The sequence below is a fragment of the Shewanella sp. BF02_Schw genome, from assembly GCF_014596695.2.
Classification (GTDB): domain Bacteria; phylum Pseudomonadota; class Gammaproteobacteria; order Enterobacterales; family Shewanellaceae; genus Shewanella.
Genome location: NZ_JABKAW020000022.1, coordinates 1 through 1082 on the forward strand (window position 1 = coordinate 1; position 1082 = coordinate 1082).

General features: G+C 39.4%; 1 protein-coding gene and 1 pseudogene. One reads left to right on the plus strand and one right to left on the minus strand.

What is annotated here, in order from left to right:
* Positions 1–210: 210 nt before the first annotated feature.
* Complete coding sequence (locus tag HNW13_RS23420) at positions 211–432, minus strand: LuxR C-terminal-related transcriptional regulator (RefSeq protein ID WP_208062973.1); 222 nt, start codon at positions 430–432, stop codon at positions 211–213.
* Between the two features lie 11 nt (positions 433–443).
* Between HNW13_RS23420 and HNW13_RS23425 the strand changes: the two are divergent.
* A pseudogene (locus tag HNW13_RS23425) lies at positions 444–971 on the plus strand (IS630 family transposase); the annotation flags it as partial.
* Positions 972–1082: the final 111 nt, after the last annotated feature.

A 1082-nucleotide genomic window follows, 5' to 3' on the forward strand; every position in this document is an offset into this window, starting at 1 on the left:
GGTGACTTTTGCACTTTGGCGGTGGTCGTCAATGGCACTAAAATGCTGCTTGAATGATTCGGTATACATAATATGACTCCTGAAAAAGGAGCATAAGATCACAAGCACGTGAGCAGGTCAATATTCATCTGAAATCGCTCAAATAACGTTCACGATCTGGCCCTGGGTTTTGTCTTTATTGTAATGTCACTTATTAATGACCTAAACGTTTTAGGGTTGACAACATTGGCCATAAATATAAGCTAACTCTGCAACTGTTTTAGCTGAAAACTTTTTTAGTAAATTAGACCTATGCACCTCGACTGTCCGCATCGCAATACAAAGCTCGTCAGCAATCTTTAAGTTACGTTTCCCTGCAATGATCAACTGTAGAATGTCCTTTTCTCTTGTCGTTAATGAAACATAAGCATCATTTATCCTAATCTTATTCATATTTTCAGTACATATGGAGAAACCATGGGCTGCGCTTCTCTATTCCAGGTTTAAATAAATGGCTTCATCAGCATAACTTTAGCTACAAATACCCTAAAGGCGTCCCTCATAAGTTTGATGAAAAAAAGCAAGCCGATTTTATTGAGAAGTACACTAAGTTAAAGTCTGAAGTAGTTGATGAGCCTATATTGTTTATGGATGCTATGCATCCAACTCAAGCGACAAAAGTAAGTTGTGGCTGGATAAAAACAGGGCATGACAAAGCGATAGAAACAACGGGTAGCCGGACTCGATTAAATCTAGTTGGTGCAATTGATTTGAATGACTTAGCTGCCGCTCAAGTGAAGCGTTACGATAAAGTGAATGGTGAAACTATTCAGTATTTTTTCGAGGAGATAAGAGCGTATAACGGCAGTGATAAGCGAATTCATTTAATTTTAGATGGTGCAGGTTATCACCGAGCACAAGTCGTAAAGAATAAAGCAAAAGAGCTTAATATTGAGCTTCATTACCTCCCGCCTTACAGCCCCAATTTAAACTGTAGTGGTCAAGTTAAATTGGCCACTACACTGGCCATACAGCAGAGGAAGCCCCAGTGTTGTATTAATATTACTCTGCTCTCCATGCCTCCATTCTTGTCCCTATTTGGC